An 18676-nucleotide genomic window follows, 5' to 3' on the forward strand; every position below is an offset into this window, starting at 1 on the left:
TCGTTTAAAGAGATCGGTCAGAAGGCCGGCTGAGCGCCGGAGGCGATGGTTTCCTTGGTCACCAGGTCCTCGTCGAGAACGCGGTACTCCGGCACCGGCTTGCCGCGCAGATAGTCGACGATCTCCTCGACGACAATCCCGGCGGTGGGCTTGTGGATCACGGTGGCCAATGCGTCACCGGCCTGGATGGCGGCAAACATGTCGGTCTGACCGTCCAGACCCACCACGTCGACACCCTCGCGTCCGCTGGAGTTCAGTGCGGCGATACCACCAAGGGCGGCTTCGTCATTGGCGCCGAACAGCAGGTCGATGTCGGTGTTGGCGGCCAGCATGTTCTGTGCGGCCTTCTCGGAGTCGCCGCGGCGGTACTGGCCCGGCTGATTGGCCACGATGTTGAAGTTGCAAGAGCGCAGCAGTGGCAACATGAACGAGTTCACCCGGGCATCGCTGGATTGATCACCCGGGATGCCGGAGATGATCGCGACGTTGATGTCTTCCTGCCCCTTGTAGTGCTCCACCACCCACTCACCGAGCTGCTGGCCCTCGTTGGAGTAGGGCGCAAGCACCTGGGACACCGGGTCGACGCCCAGCATGCCCTTCTGGGAGAAGAAGTACGGAATCTGCGCTGCCTCCGCCTGTTTGAGCACTGCGTCGAGTCCCTGGGTGGTTGCGGGCATCATCATCAGCGCATCGGTGCCCACGGCGATGGCGGTCTGGATGTCGTTGAACTGCTGATTCACATCGTCGTTGGCGCTGACGACGTTGATCTCGGCGCCGAGCTTGGCGGCGGTTTCCTCCGCGAGCTGCTTCTGCTTGACCAGGAACGGATGACTCAAGCCCTCCACCGAGAAGGTGATCTTGATGGGGTCGCCTTCGGGGATCGGGTTGGGGTTGGTGCGCTCACCCTTGCCCGATTCCGCCGCGGCGATACCGTACAGGTTCTTGCCGAGATCGGCTTGCAGCTGGGCGATTTGGTCGCGGTTCTCGGCGCAGCCGCCGTCGTCGATCTCGACGTTCGAGGCCGGCGCCGCCGTGTCGGACGGGTCGGCGTTGTTGTTCACACTCGAACTACATGCCGTCATTGCCAGCGCGGTCGTGAGGCAGACGGCGGCAGGCAGGATGGTGCGGATCTTCATTTCTCTCCTTTGGGAAACGCGACGACTGCGGACCCGCTGATCAACTGCTTCCGAGTGGTGTCGTCGACGACTGTGATGGCGAACATGGCCCGGTGGGCCACCGGATCGAGCTGCGCGCACACGGCGTGCGCGGTGATGGCGGCACCTTCGAAGGCCGGTGCCAGGAGGTCGAATTGGTAACTCGTGGACACGCCGCCGGGGGCGACGAGCTTGGTCAGGGCGGTCTGGACGTAGCCGGCGACGAGCATGCCGTGGGCGACCGGGTGGCCGAAACGCGTGTTGGCCGCGTACTCGGCGTCTTCGTGGATGGGGTTGTGGTCCCCGGACAGCTGGGCGTAGGCGGTGATGATGTCGGCAGAGACGACAGCGGAGTGCTCGGCGCTGATACCGATCTCCATATCGTGGAAGGCTTTGATGGTCTCCGGTGTCACTGGGCAGACCGCTCTGCAGCTGCCCGGGGGTCTTCGTCTACCGGCTTGAAGCGGCGCAGCAGCTCGGCGCTGATAGCTTCGGCGGTCTCGCAGACCAGGTCGGCGAACTTGCCCCGCAGGTCCTCTTCGGAGAATCGGAAGATCGGCCCGCCGACACACACCGAGGCCACCACATTGCCCGAGGAATCGAGTACCGGCGCCGCGATGGAGCGCACGCCGAGCTCACGTTCCTCGAGGTTGAGCGCGTAGCCGTCGCGCCGGATGTGGGACATGGCTTCGTGCAGTTCGGCCGCGGAGGTGATGGTGGACGGGGTGTAGCGGGGCAGCTCCAGCTGGTCGATGATCCGCTCGCCGACACCGGGCGGCAGGAACGCCAGGATGACCTTGCCCTGGCTGGTGGCATGCAGGGGAATCTGCTGTCCGACCTCGCCATACATCTGCACGGAGTGCGAGGACGTCATGACCACCAGGTAGGTCAGCTGCAGCCCTTCGCGGACCGCCAGGAAGACGGTTTCGGTGGAGCGGTCTCGCAACTGCGCGAGCAGCGGCCGGCCGATCTCCTCGAGGGTGGCGTGGTCCACGCGGTCGCCCACCAGCACCCGCATCTGCGGGCCGGGGACATACTTGCCCTCTTCGTTCTGGACGGCGAACCCCCGGTCGCACAGCACGCGCAGCAGCCGGTGAGCCGTCGGGGCTGTCAGGTTTGTTGCTTTTGCAACTTCGCCCGCGGTCGAGCCCGGGTTGAGCGAGACTTCCGTGAGGATGTCGAGGACCCGGTACGCGCTCTGCGCTCCCGCGATCTCCATAATGTGGTCTCCATATCCATATTGTGGATGTGAGCTAGACCATAGGCGTATGCCCGTGCGGCGTCAAGCACTCCACAATGTGGAGAAGCGGCAGCGGCGGGTGCGCAGGTCTAAGCCGAGGATTGGCCGGAGTCACCGCACACATGTGCACTGCATGCGAAAGACGTTCGCGGCCAATGCGACTGTCTGCGAACGATCCTCACCCGGTCGGGAGCGAGCCTTACGGCTGCGCTGTTGACCGGCGATGACGGCGGGGTTTGCCGACGAGGCTTCTCAGATCCGATAGTCGTCGAGCAGGCGCTTGCTGATGATGTTCTTCTGGATCTCGCTGGTGCCTTCGCCGATCAACAGGAACGGGGCGTCGCGCATCAGCCGCTCGATCTCGTACTCCTTGGAGTAGCCGTAACCACCGTGGATGCGGAAACTCTGTTGGGTTACCTCCGAGCAGAACTCGCTGGCCAGATACTTGGCCATACCTGCCGCCACGTCGTTGCGCTCACCGGAATCCTTGAGCCTGGCTGCGTTGACCATCATCAGATGCGCCGCTTCGACTTTGGTGGCCATCTCGGCCAGCTGGAAGGCGATGGCCTGGTGCTCGGCGATCGGCTTGCCGAACGTCTGGCGCTGCTGGGCATACCGCACCGCCAGCTCGAAAGCGCGGATGCCGACGCCACAGGCTCTGGCCGAGACGTTGACGCGACCCACCTCCACGCCGTCCATCATCTGGAGAAAACCCTGCCCCGGCTTCTCACCCAGCACATCGGAGGCGGCAGCGGTGTAGCCGTCGAAGATCAGCTCGGTGGTGTCGATGCCTTTGTAGCCGAGCTTGTCGAGCTTGCCGGGAATCACCAGGCCGGACAGGACCTCACCGAAACCGGAGGGCTTTTCGACCAGGAACGCCGTGAGGTTGCGGTGCGGTTTGTCCGCTCCTTCGTCAGTGCGCACCAACGCCGCCACCAAGGTCGAACTGCCGCCGTTGGTCAGCCACATCTTCTGGCCGGTGATGGTGTAGGTACCGTCATCGTTCTTTGTACCGCGGGTCCGGATCGCCGCCACGTCCGAGCCCAGTTCGGGTTCGGACATCGAGAAAGCACCCCGGGTCTCACCGGTGGCCATTCGCGGCAGATAGTGCTGCTTCTGCGCCTCGGTGCCGTGCTGGCGGATCATGTAGGCGACGATGAAGTGGGTGTTGATCACGCCGGACACGCTCATCCAGCCGCGCGCCAGTTCCTCCACACACAGCGCGTAGGTCAACAACGACTCCCCAAGGCCCCCATACTCTTCGGGGATCATCAACCCGAAGAGGCCCATTTCCTTCATCGCGTCGACGATGGCCTGGGGATAGGTGTCGGTGTGCTCCAACTCGGTGGCGTTGGGTATCACCTCTTTGTCGACGAACTGCCGCACCGTGGTGATGATCTCGGTCTGGAACTCCGAAAGCCCCAGTGTCTGAGCGAGCTTGGTCATGGCCTCGTACGAACCGACATCCGAGACCACGAGTGCGAGGACGACGTTGCGACGATACGTCGGCTTCGGCGCGACGCGTTCACAGGTGCCGCCCGCCCGTCACTTCGAGCACCGTGCCGGTCATGTACGACGACAGGTCCGATGCCAGGAACAACGCCACGTTGGCCACTTCGGCGGGCTCACCCGCCCGTCCCATCGGCACCTCGGCAACCTTGCTGTCCCAGATCCGTTGCGGCATGGCCTCCGTCATGGCGGAGCGGATCAGACCCGGTTGTATCGCATTGACCCGCACACCCAGGTGGGCGAGCTCCTTGGAGGCCGCCTTGGTCATGCCGACGATGCCGGCCTTGGCCGCCGAGTAATTGGTCTGCCCCACCATGCCGACCTTGCCCGAGATCGAGGACATGTTGACGATGGCCCCTGACCTGGCTTCCCGCATGACGGCCGCCGCATGCCGGATTCCGTTCCAGGTTCCCTTGAGGTGCACCGAAATCACTTGATCGAACTGGTCTTCGGTCATCTTGCGCATGGTGGCGTCGCGGGTGATACCCGCATTGTTGATCATGATGTCGAGGCTGCCGAACGTCGTCACCGCGGCGTCCACCAGTGCGGCGACCTCGTCGGAGGACGTGACGTCGCAACGCACCGCTACGGCGTCACCCTCGAGCCGGTCGGCCGCGGCCTTGGTGGAGTCCAGGTCGATATCGCCGAGGACCACCCGCGCGCCCTCAGCGACGAAACGCTGGGCGATCGCATACCCGAGTCCCTGTGCGCCGCCGGTGATCACCGCGGTGCGGCCGGTCAACAGTGCCATCACTTCCCTTTCTGGGCAGCCTTGACCAGGCCGCCGCCGATGATCAGGCGCTGAATCTCGCTGGTGCCCTCGTAGAGACGCAACAACCGCACCTCACGGTAGATCCGTTCGACGGGCACACCACGCATGTAGCCAGTGCCCCCGTGGATCTGGACTCCGAGATCGGCCACCTGCCCGGCCATCTCGGTGCAGAACAGCTTGGCCGCCGACGGTGCGATACGGCGATCCTCTCCGGTGACCCATTTGCGCGCCGACTCCCGCACCAGCGCCTGCCCCGCCATCACGCCGGTCTGCTGATCGGCGATCATGGCCTGGACCAACTGGAAACTCCCGATCGCCGCGCCGCCCTGAGTGGCGGTGGCGGCGTAGGCCACCGACTCGTCGAGCACCCGCTGCGCCGAGCCGACGGCCAGGGCGGCGATGTGCACACGCCCTCGAGCCAGCGACGTCATCGCGGCCCGGTAGCCGTGGTCTTCACTGCCACCGACCAGTGCCGCCTCCGGCACACGCACGTCGTTGAAGGCGACATCGGACGTCCACGCCCCCTCCTGGCCCATCTTGGCGTCCTTGGCCCCGACCTCGACGCCGGGCGTGTCGGCGGGGACCAGGAACACCGCGATCCCCGCGCCGTCGGTGTCGGCGGGTCTGGTGCGGGCGAAGACGACGAAGAGATCGGCGGTGGGGGCATTGGTGATGAAACGTTTCTCACCGGTGATCACCCACCGCGCGTTCTCCCCGTGGCCGTGGCGCACCGCCTTGGTGCGCAGCCCTGAGGGGTTGGAACCGGCACCGGGCTCGGTCAGTGCGAAGGAGGCCACCACGTCACCACTGGCGATGCCTTCCAGCCAGGTGGATTTCTGTTCCTCGGTGCCGAAGCCGACCAGCACCTGGCCGGCGATGCCGTTGTTGGTGCCGAACATCGACCGCAGGGCCAGCGAGGTGTAGCCGAGTTCCATGGCCAACTCGACGTCCTGCATGAGGTCGAGGCCGAGTCCGCCCCACTGTTGGGGAATGGCGTAGCCGAACAGCCCCATCTTCCTGGCCTGCTCACGCAGGTCGTCGGGCACCCGGTCGTCGGCGAGGATCTCCGGCTCCCGCGGCACCACCGCGGTCCGGACGAAGTGTCGGGTCTGCGCCAGAATCTCTCGAAAGTCGTCGTCGGCGACTTCGGATGAATCAGCCATCGTCGGCACGCTCCTCGGTTTCGAGCCGGTCAACGGCCCACATTGCACATCATCACCGAAACGTCACGCTCGGCATGTCCATGCTCCGCCGCCCACATGGCACGGGCTCTACATTCGACAGATGTCGACAGGCCTACCGGCAGCCTAGCCGCCGCCAGGATCGGCGGACCCGGGCGCCACGGTGTTCTGATTTGCGGGCGACTCAGAGGTGAATACGGTCCTCGGCGGCAGCCAGGCCGATATCGGTGCGGAAATGGCTGCCGGGCAACCGAACCGAGCCGATGACGTCATAGGCCTCGGCCCGTGCCGCGGCCAGGTCGGACCCGGTACCCACCACCGACAGCACCCGCCCTCCTGCGGAGACGACGGCGCCGTCGGCGCGCCGCTCGGTGCCCGCGTGCAGTACCCCGGGCGTCTCGGACCCGGTGATGACATCGCCGATGCGCGGACGCCCCGGGTAGTTCTCGGCGGCGATCACCACGGTGACCGCCGAGCCGTCCTGCCACTGCAACGGATCGAACTCTCCCAGAGTCCCGGTGGCTGCGGCGTTGAGCAGCTGTCCCAGCGGGGACTCCAGCAGCGCCAACACCGCCTGGGTTTCCGGATCACCGAAGCGGCAGTTGAATTCGACCACCGCGGGGCCCTTGGAGGTGATGGCCAGCCCGGCGTACAGCAGACCCGAAAATGCGCTGCCCCGCCGAACCATTTCAGCAGCAACCGGTTCGACGATCTCGGTGACGATCTGCGACAACACGGCATCAGGCAGCCACGGCAACGGCGTGTAGGCCCCCATGCCGCCGGTATTGGGACCGGAGTCGCCGTCGCCCACTCGCTTGAAATCCTGGGCGGGCAACAACGGCACCACTGTCTCGCCGTCCACCACACAGAACAGCGAGACCTCGGGGCCGTCCAGGAAGGATTCGAGCAGCACCGGATGACCGCCGTCGAGCAGTCCGGCAGCATGCGCGCGGGCGACGTCACGATCAGACGTCACCACCACACCCTTGCCCGCGGCCAGGCCGTCGTCCTTGACCACCCAGGCCTGCTGACCGGCAGACGGCCCGAACCGGTCCAGGGCGGCATCGAGGTGACCGGGGTTGTCGACGATCTCGCTGAACGCGGTGCGCACACCCGCCGCCGACATGACGTCCTTGGCGAACGCCTTGGAACCTTCGATGCGGGCCGCGTCCTTGGACGGGCCGAAGCAGGCGATGCCTGCCGCGCGGACGGCGTCGGCGACCCCGAGCACCAGCGGCACCTCGGGACCGATGACCACGAGGTCGGCACCGAACTCGCGGGCCAACTTCACCACGGCGTCACCGGAGGTGACGTCCACGTCGTGTTGCTCGGCAATGATGCCGGTGCCGGCGTTACCCGGCGCCACCGCCAGGGCGTCGACCTGTGGATCCCTGCTCAACGCGAGGAGCAGGGCATGTTCACGGGCACCAGATCCGATAACGAGGACACGCACGGGGCCATAGCCTATCGTTTCGCGTCTCGATGTCAGTCCTCGCCCAGACTCTTTCCAGAGTGCATCCTCACCGCGGCATCGACGTTCGCCAACTTGTCCTCCCCTCCGCCCTTCTCCGCGGCCTTCTTACGACTCCGCACCACCTTGCTGACCGCACCGTCGAGCTTGGAGCCCAACGGAAACCCGAGGTAGTGGGTGAGGAAAACCGCGATCTCCTTGAGCTCCTCGGCCGTGATCTCGCCGTTGTGCAGTGCCGCGTTCACCTGGATCTCCGCGAGGTCCGAGTTGCCTACCGCGGTAACTGCGGCGAGTGTCAACAGGCGCTTGTCACGCATCGAGAGTCCGGGTCGGGTCCAGATGGCGCCGAAGAGGTGCTCGACAGTGAGGTCGAAGTACGGGTCACCCTGGATGTCGGGCATCTCCCAGCCATACACCTCGTTCATCTTCTCGAGGCCCTTGCGGCGAATCTCGTCCATGGTCATTCCTCCGTGTGCGGGACGCCGAGCCCGGCGGCCAGATTCTGCAGGGCGATTTCGGCCAGCGGCAGGTCCACGCCTGTCGCCTTGCCCAGGCCCAGCGCAAGCTTCAGGTCCTTCTCCCCCAGTCCCCTGGTGTGCACGAACATGTCGTACAGGAAGTGGTCGGGCTGCAGTGGTGTGGTGTCATCGCGGGCCATGATCGCGCCGGGCCCGCCGCTGAGCGCATCGCTGTGGCGTACCACCCGGCCGAGCTTCTGCAGGTCGATCCCTGAGGCCTCGGCCAGTTTCTGCGCTTCGCAGGCTGCCGCAAAGCCGACGAAGGTCAGCATGTTGCGGGCCAGTTTCATCCGAGTACCGGCCCCGGGTTCACCGGCACGCACCACCATCGACGCCCACTGTTTGAAGACCGGCTTCACCATGTCGTAGGCCTCGTCATCGGCGCCGACCATCACCGCCAGTTCACCCTTGTCGGCCGCGCTCGCCCCGCCGCTGACCGGGGCGTCGACGATGTGGATGCCCCTGGGCTGCAATTGCTTCGCCAGCTCTTCAGCGGTGTCGGGCTCGATGGTGGAGTGGATGGCGATGACGGTGCCCGCACCCGCGTGCTCGGCCAGGGTGGCGACCACGTTGCGCACCTGCGCGTCGGTGAGCACCGTGACACTGATGACGTCGGCCTTGGCGATATCGGCGATACCGGATGCCGCCGTCGCCCCCAGCTCCACCAACGGGGCCATCGCTTCGGCGCGGACGTCGAACACCACCAAGCCGCCCGGCCAGCGGGCGAGCCGCTTGGCCATCGGCGCGCCCTGGTTACCCAGGCCGATGTAACCGAGCATCATCTGCGCAGCTCCTTTTCGTCGCTCGTCCCTCGCCCCGCATCGGTCGCGGACGCGGACGCGGACCTGAGGTCATTCATGACCGGATGATCTGTCCACCGTCGACATTGAAGATCTGGCCCGTGATCCACTTCGCCTGGTCGGACAGCAAGAACAGCAGCATACCCACCAGGTCCTCGGGTTCACCCATGCGCGACAACGGGATTCCCTTGACGATGTCGGCCACCATCTCCTGCGGAGTGGTGGTCCGGTTGGCCTCGGTGTCGATGGGCCCAGGGGCGATGGCGTTGACGCGGATGTTCTGCCCGCCGAGTTCGGTGGCCAGCTGCTGTGTGAGCCCGTTGATGCCGACCTTGGCAAGACCGTAGAAGTTCGAGTACAGCCAGGCCGCCGTGGACGACTGGTTGACGATGGCGCCGCCACCTCGCTTGGCCATCTTGCGGTACACCGCGCGGGTACACACCAGCGCGCCGTCGAGGTTCACACTCATGAATTTCTTGTAGTAGTCCCAATCGACGGTGATGAGGAAGTCGAGCTTCATTCCACCGAAGATCGCGGCATTGTTGACCAGGTAGTCGATCCCACCGAACTCGGCAAGCGTCTGTGCTGACATCTCTTTGGCCGATTCGGGGTCGGAGACGTCCACCCGGACGGCGAGCGCATTGCCCCCCTCGCCCACGATTCCGTCAGCGACTTTCTGCGCGCCCTCGGTGTTGATGTCGGCGACCACCACCGCCGCGCCCTCGCGGGCCAGTGCCTCAGCGTAGGCCTGGCCGATGCCGCCACCCGCGCCGGTGACGATGGCCACCTTGTCCTTGAACTGATCTCCGTACAGGCCCATAGTCGAACTCCTCAGTTGATAGCTGTGGCAATGAGTTTGGTCTCGAGGTACTCCTCGAATCCGGCCACGCCCATCTCACGGCCGACACCGGACTGCTTGTAGCCGCCGAACGGCGCGTCCGCGGAGTACCAGACGCCGCCGTTGACGTTGACCGTCCCGGTGCGCAGGCGGGCGGCAACGGATTGTGCCCGCTCGTCGGAACCGCTGTAGACAGTGCCGGACAGGCCGTAGGGTGAGTCGTTGGCGATGCGGACCGCGTCGTCGTCACCGTCGTGGGCGATGACCACCAGCACCGGACCGAAGATCTCCTCGCGCGCCACGCGGGCGTCGTTGGTCAGGCCCGAGATCACGGTGGGTTCGATGAAGAATCCCGTGTCACGGTCAGCGGGACGTCCACCACCGCAGGCGAACTGGCCGCCCTCTTCCACGGCAAGGTCGAGATAGCTCTGGATGCGGTCGCGCTGGCGGGCACTGATCACCGGCCCACACACGGTGCGCTTGTTGGTCGGGTCACCCGCCTTGATGCCACCCATGGTGGCAGCTGCGGCAGCCACCGCTTCGTCGTAGCGAGCGCGCGGCACCACCAGGCGGGTGGTGATGGCGCACCCCTGCCCGGCGTGCATGGCCGCGGTGAACGCCGAGATCGAGGCAGCCATACCAAGATCCGCATCATCGAGCACCAGAAATGCCGACTTACCCCCGAGTTCCAGGAACACCTTCTTGATGGTGGCGGCGCCGTCGGCCATCACCGCTCTACCGGTGGCCGTAGACCCGGTGAAGGAGACCATGTCCACGCGTGGGTCCCGGGAAAGCAACGCTCCCACAGCGTGGTCACTGGAGGTGACGATGTTGAGAACGCCGGGCGGGATGTCGGTGTGTTCGGCGGCAATCTGCCCCACGGCTGCGGCGCACCACGGGGTGTCCGGCGCCGGCTTGAGCACCACGGTGTTGCCCGCCGCCAATGCAGGACCGAGTTTGGCGAAGTTGATCTGATGCGGGAAGTTCCACGGAGTGATGGCGCCGACTACGCCCACTGCCTCCCTGGCCACCGTTCTACGGGTCGGGATACCTTGCGGTGCAGCATCTTCCAGGTTGTATCGCCACCGGAATTCCTCGGCGGTGTCCGCAGAGAACACGAGATCGTCGACGGGGCCCTCGAGCTGGGCGCCCGCGGTGAGCATCAGCGGTGCACCGACTTCGGCGATGGTGAGCTCGCGCAGTTCCTCGATGTGCTCGCGAAGCGCATCACGGAGTTGGCGGATGCACCGCGCGCGGAATTCGGTGTTGGTGGACCAGTCGGTGTCGTCGAACGCGCGCCGCGCCGCCTCGATGGCTCGGCCCATGTCCGCGGTGTCGGCGTCGGCGGCCACGCCCAGCACCTCTTCGGTGGCCGGATTGAGAGTGGGGAACGTCCCCGCGCTTCCCGCCACCAACTTGCCGTCGATCAACAGGTCGCTGGTGCCACCGGCCAGTAATCCCATGGTCACTCCCTCGTGAACTCCGCATCCAGCAACCTGGACAGGTGTCTGATCGATTGTGATCCGAACATAGCCGTGCACAACCATGGAAGGCAAGGGCGCACCTCTCCCGCGACGTCGAATGTTCAACTCGATGGCCTTGTACTGGCATTTTGCGTACACACCTTGCCTAATCGCCGCCGGCTCGGATAACTTGGACATGTGTCCAGCGACGCCGTGGTGGCAGTCACATCCGAGCTCGGCGAGGTTCCCAGGAACCGTCGCCAGGAGGAGACATTTCGCAAGGTGCTGGCAGCCGGGGTGGAGATGCTGCGTGAATCGTCGTACGCGGATCTCACCGTGCGCGCGGTCGCCAAGCGGGCTCAGGTGGCACCGGCCACCGCCTACACCTACTTCTCCTCGAAGAACCATCTGATCGCCGAGGTGTATCTGGACCTGATCAAGCAGGTCCCGTTCTTCACCGACGTCAACGTGGACGTGGTAACCCGGGTGGACAGCGTGCTGCGCGCCTTGGCGCTGGTGGTGGCCGACGAACCCGAGGTGGCCGCCGCCTGCACCGCCGCGCTGATGTCCGGCAACGACGCGGGAGTCAAGGCGGTCCGCGACCGTATCGGTGCCCAGATCCACCGTAGGGTCATCTCCGCCATGGGCCCCGATGCCGATCCGCGGGCGGTATCGGCGTTGGAGATGGCGTTCTTCGGTGCCCTGGTCCAAGCAGGCAGCGGCGCCTTCACCTACCACCAGATTGCCAACCGGCTGACCTACATGGTCGGCCTTGTACTGGGCAGCCCCCCGGTTTTGGGAGAAGCATGACTGTTTCAGCCGACAAAGTCGTTCTGGATCCCTACAACTACGACTTCCATGAGGATCCGTATCCGTACTACCGACGGCTACGTGACGAGGCGCCGTTGTACCGCAACGAGGAACTCGGATTCTGGGCGGTGTCACGACACCGCGACGTGCTGGCCGGCTTCCGCAACAGCACCACGCTGTCCAACAAGTTCGGCGTCTCGCTGGATCCCGCATCCCGCGGGCCCCACGCTGCCAAGACCATGTCGTTTCTGGCCATGGATGACCCGTCACATCTGCGGCTACGCACTCTGGTCTCAAAAGGATTCACCCCGAGACGCATTCGTGAACTGGAACCCCGTGTCACCGAGATCGCGGTGCAGCATCTCGACACCATGCTCGACAAGGCCGCGGGCGGAGCATGCGTCGACTACGTCGACGAATTCGCGGGCAAGCTGCCCATGGACGTCATCTCCGAGCTCATGGGCGTGCCAGAACCCGACCGTGACAAGGTGCGGGCGTGGGCCGACGGCGTGATGCACCGCGAGGAAGGCGTCACCGACGTTCCCCCCGAGGCCATCGAAGCCTCGATCAACTTGATCGTCTACTACCAGGAGATGGTCGCGCAGCGCCGTACCAACCTCACCGACGACCTGACGTCGGCGTTGCTGGAAGCCGAAATCGACGGCGACCGACTCACCGACGACGAAGTACTGGGCTTCATGTTCCTCATGGTGATCGCCGGCAACGAGACCACCACCAAACTGCTTGCCAATGCGGCATTCTGGGGCCATCACAATCCCGATCAGCTGCGGACTGTGCATCAGGACCACGCCCGTATCCCACTGTGGGTCGAGGAGACCCTGCGCTATGACACCTCCAGCCAGATCTTGGCCCGCACCGTTCAGGGCGACCTCGAACTGTATGACACCACCATTCCGGACGGCGACGTGCTGCTGTTGCTGCCCGGCTCCGCCCATCGCGATGAGCGGGTTTTCGACAATCCGGACCAGTTTGTGATCGGACGGGAGATCGGCTCCAAACTGATGAGTTTCGGCAGCGGTGCCCACTTCTGCCTGGGTGCACACCTGGCCAGGATGGAGGCACGGGTGGCGCTCACCGAACTGTTCAAGCGCATCAACGGATTCGAGGTGGACGAGGACAACGCCGTGCGCGTCCACTCCAGCAATGTCCGCGGATTCGCCCACCTGCCCATGAAACTGGAGATCGGCTGATGCCCCGCTTTGCACCGCTGCCCGAACGCAGGCCCGCCATTGTCGCCGGAGCATCGTCCGGTATCGGTGAGGCCACCGCCATCGAGCTCGCCCGTCGCGGCTTTCCTGTCGCATTGGGCGCGCGGCGGGTCGAGAAGATCGAGGACCTGGTGGGCAAGATCAACGCCGACGGCGGTGAGGCAGTCGGCTTCCATCTCGACGTCACCGATCCCAACTCGGTGGAATCCTTTGTTGCGCAATCTATCGATTCTCTCGGCGAGATCGAGGTCCTGGTTGCCGGCGCGGGCGACACCTACTTCGGCAAGCTCGCCGAGATCACCGGTGATGAATTCGAGTCACAACTGCAGATCCACCTGATGGGCGCTTTCCAGATGTCCAAGGCGGTACTTCCGGGAATGCTGGAACGCCAGCGCGGCGACCTGATCTTCGTGGGTTCCGATGTCTCACTGCGCCAGCGGCCCCACATGGGTGCCTACGGGGCCGCCAAAGCGGCACTGGTGGCCATGGTGGCCAACTACCAGATGGAACTCGAAGGTACTGGTGTCCGCGCGTCGATCGTGCACCCCGGGCCCACCAAGACATCGATGGGCTGGAGTCTGCCCGCCGACAAGATCGGTCCGGCCCTGGAGGACTGGGCCAAATGGGGCCAGGCCCGTCACGATTACTTTCTGCGCGCATCGGATCTGGCGCGTGCCATCACCTTCGTCGCCGAGACGCCCCGCGGCGGATTCATCGCCAACATGGAGTTGCAGCCCGAAGCTCCTTTGGCGGCCACCACCGACCGCCAGAAACTTGCTCTCGGCGAGGAAGGAATGCCGAGCACATGACCACGCGAGTCGACCGATGCGGCGCGAGGGACGAGCGCGGAGGAGGAGCGAGCACATGACCACGCGAGTCGACCGATGCGGCGCGAGGAACGAGCGCGGAGGAGGAGCGAGCACATGACTACTGCGGTTGTTCCCCGGGTCTCCGGGGGTGAAGGGGAAGAGCACGGCCATCTCGAGGAGTTCCGCACCGACCCGATCGGGTTGATGCAACGCATCCGGCAGGAGTGCGGTGACGTCGGCTGGTTCCAGCTCGCCGACAAGCAGGTGGTGATGCTGTCCGGCTCGGAGGCCAACGAGTTCTTCTTCCGCTCCAGCGACAGCGAGCTCAATCAGGCGCTCGCCTACCCGTTCATGACGCCGATTTTCGGTGAAGGGGTGGTGTTCGACGCCGACCCCGAGCGCCGAGCGGAGATGCTGCACAACACCGCACTGCGCGGTGAGCAGATGAAGGGCCACGCGGCGACCATCGAGAACGAGGTCCGGCGAATGATCGAGGCCTGGGGCGACACCGGTGAGATCGACCTACTGGAGTTCTTTGCCGAGCTCACGATCTACACCTCCACCGCATGTCTGATCGGCGCCAAGTTCCGCAACCAACTCGACTCGCGGTTCGCCAAGTACTACCACCTGCTGGAGCGAGGCACCGATCCGCTGTGTTACGTCGATCCCTATCTGCCGATCGAGAGTTTCCGCGTCCGTGACCAGGCCCGCGCCAGCCTGGTGGAGCTGGTGCAGGAAGTGATGAACGGCCGCATCGCCAACCCACCAACGGACAAAAGTGATCGCGATCTGCTCGACGTGCTGGTCTCCATCAAGGACTCCGACGGCAACCCGCGCTTCTCCGCCAACGAGGTCACCGGCATGTTCATCTCGCTGATGTTCGCCGGCCACCACACCAGCTCGGGCACGTCGAGCTGGACGTTGATCGAACTGCTGCGCCACCCCGACTACTACGCCCAGGTACAGGCCGAACTCGACGAGCTGTACTCCGACGGCCAGGAGGTGAGTTTCCATGCGCTGCGCCAAATCCCAAAGATCGACAACGCGCTCAAGGAGACCCTGCGGCTGCATCCGCCACTGATCATCCTGATGCGGGTGGCCCAGGACGAGTTCGAGGTCGCGGGTCACCCCATCCACAAGGGTCAGATGGTGGCCGCCTCCCCGGCCATCTCCAACCGGATCCCCGAGGATTTCCCCGAACCTGACGCGTTCGATCCCGACCGCTACAACAAGCCGCGCCAGGAAGACCTGCTCAACCGGTGGACCTGGATTCCGTTCGGCGCGGGCAAACACCGCTGCGTCGGCGCGGCGTTCGCCCAGATGCAGATCAAGGCCATCTTCTCGGTGCTGTTGCGCGAGTACGAGTTCGAGATGTCTCAACCCCCCGAAAGCTACCGCAACGACCACTCCAAGATGGTGGTGCAACTGGCCAGGCCGGCAAGAGTGAAGTACCGCAAGCGCATCAGGGATTGATGGAATGGGTTGCTACCGCGTTGAACTCGACGACGACCTGTGCCAGGGTCACGCCATGTGTGAGCTGGAGGCACCTGACGTGTTCAAGGTGCCCAAGCGCGGCGTCGTGGAGATTCTCGACCCCGAGCCTCCCGACGAGCTCCGCGAGGATGTCGAGCGGGCGATCGAAATGTGTCCTACCCAGGCAATTTCACTGACAGGAAAGGACTGACAATGACTGACTACGGGGCGCGGCGCGCCCGATTCGAAGATTGGGTCGAACGCTGGCTGAAAGCCAACCGGGATGCCGAGGCGGCAGGCGACTGGAAGCCGCTCGCCGACTTCTACACCGAGGACGCCACCTACGGGTGGAACATCGGCCCCAAGGAAGACGTCATGTGCATCGGCCGCGACGAAATCCGAGACGTGGCACTCGGTTTGGAGATGCAGGGCCTGGAGAACTGGGTCTACGAATACCAGAAGACGCTGATCGACGAGAAGCAGGGCGAGATCGTCGGGTTCTGGAAGCAGCTCGCCAACAAGAGCGACGGTTCCACCGACGAGATCTACGGTATCGGCGGCAGCTGGTTCCGGCTCAACGATCAGATGCTGATCGAGTGGCAGCGTGATTTCTTCGACTTCGGCCACGTGCAGAAGGCGTTCATGAAACTGATCGAGTCCGGCGACCTCACCCCCACCATGCAGAAGCGGATCGAGCGCAGCCTCTCAGGCGAGAGGTTGCCCGGCTACTACGCGTTGGGCACCGCACCCGTACCGATCTGGTGACCCACACCGCTGGCGCTTGACACCCGTCGAGTTCAGGTGAGACCTTCGTCACTACAGTCTGTGAAGCCGTGCCGAGATCACTCTCGGAGAAAGCAGGATTGCGAACATGAAGACCAAAGGCGCACTCATCTGGGAGTTCAACCAGCCGTGGTCGATCGAGGAGATCGAGATCGGTGACCCCGTCAAAGACGAGGTCAAGATCCAGATGGAAGCGTCGGGCATGTGCCATTCGGACCACCACCTGGTGACCGGCGGAATTCCGATGGCCGGCTTCCCCGTTCTCGGCGGGCACGAGGGCGCGGGCGTGGTCACCGAGGTGGGGCCCGGCGTCGAAGGCATCGAACCCGGCGATCACGTGGTGCTGTCGTTCATCCCGTCGTGCGGTTCATGTCCGTCCTGCCAGGCGGGGCTTCGCAACCTCTGTGACCTTGGCGCGGGCCTGCTCGGCGGCACCGCGGTGTCCGACGGTACCCACCGCATCCACGCCAGGGGCGAGAACGTCTTCCCCATGACACTGCTGGGCACCTTCAGCCCCTACATGGTGGTGCACAAGAGCTCGGTGGTGAAGATCGACAAGTCGATCCCGTTCGAGGTCGCCTGCCTGGTGGGCTGTGGTGTCACCACCGGCTACGGCTCGGCGGTGCGCAGTGGTGACATCCGCCCGGGCGAGGACGTCGCGATCGTCGGCGTCGGCGGTGTCGGGATGGGCGCCCTACAGGGCGCTCTCAACGCGGGCGCCCGGTACATCTTCGCCATCGACCCGGTGGAGTGGAAGCGCGACCAGGCACTGAAATTCGGTGCGACACACGTCTACCCGGACATTTTCTCCGCGATGGCGGGCATCGCGGAGGTGACCTGGGGCCTGATGGCCAAGAAGGTGATCGTCACCGTGGGTGAACTCGATGGCAAGGACGTCGACAACTACTTGAACCTGACCTCCAAGGGCGGCACCTGCGTGATGACCGCCATCGGCAGCCTGCTCGACACCGAGGTCAACCTCAACCTGGCGATGCTGACCCTGATGCAGAAGAACCTGCAGGGCACCATCTTCGGTGGCGGTAACCCACACCACGACATCCCGCAGTTGCTGTCGATGTACAAGGCCGGGCGCCTCAACCTCGACGACATGGTGACGCGCCAGTACAAGCTGGAGCAGATCAACGACGGCTACAAGGACATGCTGGAAGGACGCAACATCCGCGGCGTCATCCGGTACACCGACGCCGACCGCTGATCACGCGATAGCGGCGAAGGCGTCGGCCAGGACCGACAACGCTTCCTGCAACAACTCGTCACTGATGGTCAGCGGCGGCAGGAAGCGCAGGACGTTCCCGAACGTCCCGCACGTCAGGACGATCACTCCGGCCTCGTGCGCGGCCGCGGACACCGCACGCGCGAGAGCGGACGCCGGCCGTGTGGTGCCGGCCTCGACCAGCTCCACCGCGATCATGGCGCCGCGGCCCCGGATGTCCCCGATGCGGCCGTCGTCGGCCTGCTGCAGCGCCCGCAGCCGTGATGTCATCAGCTGCTCGATCTCCTTGGCACGCGCGAGAAGACCGTCTTCCTCGATGGTCTCGATGGCGGCCAGAGCAGCGGCACAGGCAAGGGGATTGCCGCCGTAGGTTCCGCCGAGACCCCCGACGTGGGCCGCGTTCATGATGGCGGCCCGGCCGGTGACCGCGGACAGCGGCAGACCGCCCGCGATGCCCTTGGCCGTCACGATGAGGTCGGGCACCACACCTTCGTGGTTGCACGCGAAAAGGTCTCCGGTGCGCGCGAATCCGGTCTGGACTTCATCAGCGACGAACACCACGCCGACACGACGGCACCATTCGGCCAGGGTCGGTAGGAAGCCAGGGGCGGGTTCGATGAAGCCGCCCTCGCCCTGGATCGGCTCGATCACCACCGCGGCCAGATTGTCGGCGCCGACCTGCTTGTCGATGAGGTCGATGGCGACGCGGGCGGCTTCTGTGCCATCGGTGCCGTCGCGGAACGGGTAGGACATCGGCGCCCGGTACACCTCACCGGCGAACGGGCCGAAACCGTGCTTGTAGGGCATGTTCTTGGCCGTCATCGCCATCGTCAGGTTGGTGCGACCGTGGTAGGCGTGGTCGAAGACCACCACAGCCTGGCGCCCGGTGTGGGCGCGGGCGATCTTGACCGCGTTCTCCACCGCCTCGGCGCCCGAGTTGAACAGCGCCGTACGCTTCTCGTGATCGCCCGGGGTGAGTCGGTTGAGCGCTTCGGCGACCGCGACGTAGGGCTCGTAGGGCGTCACCATGAAGCAGGTGTGTGTGAACTGCTCAACCTGGCGCTGTACCGCCTCGACCACCCGATGGGCACTGTTGCCCACAGTGGTGACCGCAATCCCGGAGCCGAGGTCGATCAGCCGGTTGCCGTCGACGTCCTCGACGATGCCGCCGGCGGCGCGAACGGCGAAGACGGGCATCGTGGTTCCGACGCCGGAGGCCACCGACTGTGCCTTGCGATCCATCAGTTCCTTGGACCGCGGTCCCGGCAACGAGGTCGCGAGATGGCGGGTCTGGGCCAGCGGCGAGATCATGGGAGTCAGCCTCTCTCAGCGCATCCATGCTGTCGAATACTTGTTTGTACAGATCTCCATGCCTACAAGGCATAGTTTCAG

19 protein-coding genes are annotated in these 18676 nt (G+C 64.9%); 7 read left to right on the forward strand and 12 right to left on the reverse strand.

Annotated elements, in window-relative coordinates; translation table 11 throughout:
* Positions 1-17: 17 nt before the first annotated feature.
* The 11 genes from BVC93_RS08505 to BVC93_RS08555 all read right to left on the reverse strand — a co-directional run bounded on the left by BVC93_RS08505 (position 18) and on the right by BVC93_RS08555 (position 10946).
* A complete protein-coding gene (locus BVC93_RS08505) occupies positions 18-1136 on the reverse strand; it encodes a substrate-binding domain-containing protein (protein WP_083736787.1) in 1119 nt (372 codons plus the stop codon).
* Entirely contained in the window at positions 1133-1567 is a 435-nt protein-coding gene (locus tag BVC93_RS08510) for a MaoC/PaaZ C-terminal domain-containing protein (protein ID WP_157516824.1), read from the reverse strand. Before BVC93_RS08510 ends, BVC93_RS08505 begins: the two co-directional genes overlap by 4 nt.
* Positions 1564-2373 carry an IclR family transcriptional regulator gene (locus tag BVC93_RS08515; RefSeq protein ID WP_083736788.1) on the reverse strand — a complete coding sequence of 270 codons (810 nt, stop codon included), beginning with the start codon at positions 2371-2373 and terminating at the stop codon, positions 1564-1566. The genes BVC93_RS08510 and BVC93_RS08515 overlap by 4 nt, the downstream gene beginning before the upstream one ends.
* A gap of 273 nt (positions 2374-2646) precedes the next feature.
* A complete protein-coding gene (locus BVC93_RS08520; protein ID WP_083740902.1) occupies positions 2647-3840 on the reverse strand; it encodes an acyl-CoA dehydrogenase family protein in 1194 nt (397 codons plus the stop codon).
* Positions 3841-3919: 79 nt separating this feature from the next.
* The gene (fabG, locus tag BVC93_RS08525; RefSeq protein ID WP_083740903.1) at positions 3920-4654 is read right to left on the reverse strand and encodes a 3-oxoacyl-ACP reductase FabG; all 735 of its coding nucleotides are present in this window, start codon (positions 4652-4654) and stop codon (positions 3920-3922) included.
* Positions 4654-5838 (reverse strand): acyl-CoA dehydrogenase family protein, encoded by a 1185-nt coding sequence (locus tag BVC93_RS08530; protein WP_083736789.1) that lies wholly within the window; start codon positions 5836-5838, stop codon positions 4654-4656. The genes fabG and BVC93_RS08530 overlap by 1 nt, the downstream gene beginning before the upstream one ends.
* 202 nt (positions 5839-6040) lie before the next feature.
* Positions 6041-7309, reverse strand: coding sequence for a phosphoribosylamine--glycine ligase (gene purD, locus BVC93_RS08535; RefSeq protein WP_083736790.1), 1269 nt, complete (start codon positions 7307-7309; stop codon positions 6041-6043).
* Positions 7310-7341: 32 nt separating this feature from the next.
* Positions 7342-7785 carry a carboxymuconolactone decarboxylase family protein gene (locus BVC93_RS08540; protein ID WP_083740904.1) on the reverse strand — a complete coding sequence of 148 codons (444 nt, stop codon included), beginning with the start codon at positions 7783-7785 and terminating at the stop codon, positions 7342-7344.
* Positions 7786-7787: 2 nt separating this feature from the next.
* Positions 7788-8627 carry an NAD(P)-dependent oxidoreductase gene (locus tag BVC93_RS08545; protein WP_083736791.1) on the reverse strand — a complete coding sequence of 280 codons (840 nt, stop codon included), beginning with the start codon at positions 8625-8627 and terminating at the stop codon, positions 7788-7790.
* Between the two features lie 73 nt (positions 8628-8700).
* Entirely contained in the window at positions 8701-9465 is a 765-nt protein-coding gene (locus tag BVC93_RS08550; RefSeq protein ID WP_083736792.1) for an SDR family oxidoreductase, read from the reverse strand.
* Between the two features lie 11 nt (positions 9466-9476).
* Positions 9477-10946, reverse strand: a complete 1470-nt coding sequence (locus BVC93_RS08555; protein ID WP_083740905.1) for an aldehyde dehydrogenase — start codon at positions 10944-10946, stop codon at positions 9477-9479.
* Positions 10947-11144: 198 nt separating this feature from the next.
* On the opposite strand from BVC93_RS08555, the gene BVC93_RS08560 reads away from it, so the two are divergent.
* From BVC93_RS08560 to BVC93_RS08590, 7 genes are all read left to right on the forward strand, one after another.
* Positions 11145-11756 (forward strand): TetR/AcrR family transcriptional regulator, encoded by a 612-nt coding sequence (locus BVC93_RS08560; RefSeq protein WP_083736793.1) that lies wholly within the window; start codon positions 11145-11147, stop codon positions 11754-11756.
* A complete protein-coding gene (locus BVC93_RS08565; protein ID WP_083736794.1) occupies positions 11753-12967 on the forward strand; it encodes a cytochrome P450 in 1215 nt (404 codons plus the stop codon). The genes BVC93_RS08560 and BVC93_RS08565 overlap by 4 nt, the downstream gene beginning before the upstream one ends.
* Positions 12967-13794: an SDR family oxidoreductase gene (locus BVC93_RS08570; RefSeq protein ID WP_083736795.1), complete on the forward strand. Its 828-nt coding sequence runs from the start codon at positions 12967-12969 to the stop codon at positions 13792-13794. The genes BVC93_RS08565 and BVC93_RS08570 overlap by 1 nt, the downstream gene beginning before the upstream one ends.
* A 114-nt stretch (positions 13795-13908) precedes the next feature.
* Positions 13909-15267 (forward strand): cytochrome P450, encoded by a 1359-nt coding sequence (locus BVC93_RS08575; protein ID WP_083736796.1) that lies wholly within the window; start codon positions 13909-13911, stop codon positions 15265-15267.
* A gap of 4 nt (positions 15268-15271) precedes the next feature.
* Entirely contained in the window at positions 15272-15478 is a 207-nt protein-coding gene (locus BVC93_RS08580; RefSeq protein WP_083736797.1) for a ferredoxin, read from the forward strand.
* A gap of 2 nt (positions 15479-15480) precedes the next feature.
* Positions 15481-16032 (forward strand): hypothetical protein, encoded by a 552-nt coding sequence (locus BVC93_RS08585; protein WP_083736798.1) that lies wholly within the window; start codon positions 15481-15483, stop codon positions 16030-16032.
* A gap of 106 nt (positions 16033-16138) precedes the next feature.
* On the forward strand, positions 16139-17266 hold the full coding sequence (locus BVC93_RS08590; RefSeq protein ID WP_083736799.1) for an NDMA-dependent alcohol dehydrogenase: 1128 nt from the start codon (positions 16139-16141) through the stop codon (positions 17264-17266).
* Here BVC93_RS08590 and gabT read toward each other — a convergent pair whose 3' ends face one another.
* A complete protein-coding gene (gabT, locus tag BVC93_RS08595; protein ID WP_442929031.1) occupies positions 17267-18595 on the reverse strand; it encodes a 4-aminobutyrate--2-oxoglutarate transaminase in 1329 nt (442 codons plus the stop codon).
* Between the last annotated feature and the right edge of the window lie 81 nt (positions 18596-18676).

Source organism: Mycobacterium sp. MS1601, assembly GCF_001984215.1.
In the GTDB taxonomy this organism is placed as follows: Bacteria; Actinomycetota; Actinomycetes; order Mycobacteriales; family Mycobacteriaceae; genus Mycobacterium.

Bases quoted from the DNA above. Each gene is read 5' to 3' on its own strand.
- BVC93_RS08540 (WP_083740904.1), bottom strand. From the start codon at position 7,785: ATGGACGAGATTCGCCGCAAGGGCCTCGAGAAGATGAACGAGGTGTAT.
- BVC93_RS08565 (WP_083736794.1), top strand. From the start codon at position 11,753: ATGACTGTTTCAGCCGACAAAGTCGTTCTGGATCCCTACAACTACGAC.
- BVC93_RS08530 (WP_083736789.1), bottom strand. From the start codon at position 5,838: ATGGCTGATTCATCCGAAGTCGCCGACGACGACTTTCGAGAGATTCTG.
- BVC93_RS08580 (WP_083736797.1), top strand. From the start codon at position 15,272: ATGGGTTGCTACCGCGTTGAACTCGACGACGACCTGTGCCAGGGTCAC.
- gabT (WP_442929031.1), bottom strand. From the start codon at position 18,595: ATGATCTCGCCGCTGGCCCAGACCCGCCATCTCGCGACCTCGTTGCCG.
- BVC93_RS08590 (WP_083736799.1), top strand. From the start codon at position 16,139: ATGAAGACCAAAGGCGCACTCATCTGGGAGTTCAACCAGCCGTGGTCG.
- BVC93_RS08505 (WP_083736787.1), bottom strand. From the start codon at position 1,136: ATGAAGATCCGCACCATCCTGCCTGCCGCCGTCTGCCTCACGACCGCG.
- BVC93_RS08550 (WP_083736792.1), bottom strand. From the start codon at position 9,465: ATGGGCCTGTACGGAGATCAGTTCAAGGACAAGGTGGCCATCGTCACC.
- BVC93_RS08520 (WP_083740902.1), bottom strand. From the start codon at position 3,840: ATGACCAAGCTCGCTCAGACACTGGGGCTTTCGGAGTTCCAGACCGAG.
- fabG (WP_083740903.1), bottom strand. From the start codon at position 4,654: ATGGCACTGTTGACCGGCCGCACCGCGGTGATCACCGGCGGCGCACAG.
- BVC93_RS08515 (WP_083736788.1), bottom strand. From the start codon at position 2,373: ATGGAGATCGCGGGAGCGCAGAGCGCGTACCGGGTCCTCGACATCCTC.
- BVC93_RS08570 (WP_083736795.1), top strand. From the start codon at position 12,967: ATGCCCCGCTTTGCACCGCTGCCCGAACGCAGGCCCGCCATTGTCGCC.
- BVC93_RS08585 (WP_083736798.1), top strand. From the start codon at position 15,481: ATGACTGACTACGGGGCGCGGCGCGCCCGATTCGAAGATTGGGTCGAA.
- BVC93_RS08555 (WP_083740905.1), bottom strand. From the start codon at position 10,946: ATGGGATTACTGGCCGGTGGCACCAGCGACCTGTTGATCGACGGCAAG.
- BVC93_RS08575 (WP_083736796.1), top strand. From the start codon at position 13,909: ATGACTACTGCGGTTGTTCCCCGGGTCTCCGGGGGTGAAGGGGAAGAG.
- BVC93_RS08545 (WP_083736791.1), bottom strand. From the start codon at position 8,627: ATGATGCTCGGTTACATCGGCCTGGGTAACCAGGGCGCGCCGATGGCC.